This window comes from Actinospica durhamensis (assembly GCF_018139695.1).
Lineage (GTDB): Bacteria > Actinomycetota > Actinomycetes > Streptomycetales > Catenulisporaceae > Actinospica > Actinospica durhamensis.
On sequence record NZ_JAGSOG010000681.1, the window covers coordinates 1 to 564 of the forward strand.

General features: G+C 63.8%; 1 protein-coding gene. It reads right to left on the bottom strand.

Translation table 11 applies throughout. The features are described 5' to 3' along the window. Positions 1–60: 60 nt before the first annotated feature. Positions 61–192 carry an SMI1/KNR4 family protein gene (locus tag KDL01_RS44320; RefSeq protein WP_246577720.1) on the bottom strand — a complete coding sequence of 44 codons (132 nt, stop codon included), beginning with the start codon at positions 190–192 and terminating at the stop codon, positions 61–63. Positions 193–564 lie beyond the last annotated feature (372 nt).

Sequence of the window (564 nt, forward strand, 5' to 3'; positions counted from 1 at the left end):
CGCCCGCCCTGCGCATGGCGACCAGCGTGCTGAGATCGCGTCGGCGGCTAACCGGCTGCTCTATCGATACCAGTCGTCGCCGCTGGTGCTGAGGGATCTGCCGAGGTAGTCGGACAGGTTGTTCGCCACCCAGCGTCTGCTGTCGGACTCGTGGTCCCAGACGAAGATGTCGGGACGCTGCGGGGTCACCACGCATGCGAACTAGCGGATCGAACGGCATGTACAGCGCGGCGAAGTTGGGAGCGGTGCGGAAGACCCGCTCGGTCTCGAGCAACTCGTCGCGGCCTGGTCCTTGGGGACGCCGAACGTCCTCAAATCGCGCCGACTCCTGCACTCGCTTGAGGCGTCCTTGCTCCGATGTCAGGACTCCCATACATTGAAGTCGAAGGAAACACTGACGATCGATCGTCAGATGAACCTGACGCTGGGAGACGCACTATGGGTTGGCTCTATGACGGGGTGTCGGACGAGGAGCACGAGGGCTGTCCGGTCGGGGTGTTGGCGAACGGGGTGATCCCGACGTACACGCGGGGGAGCCAGTGGTTCGAGATGGAGTTCCGGGAC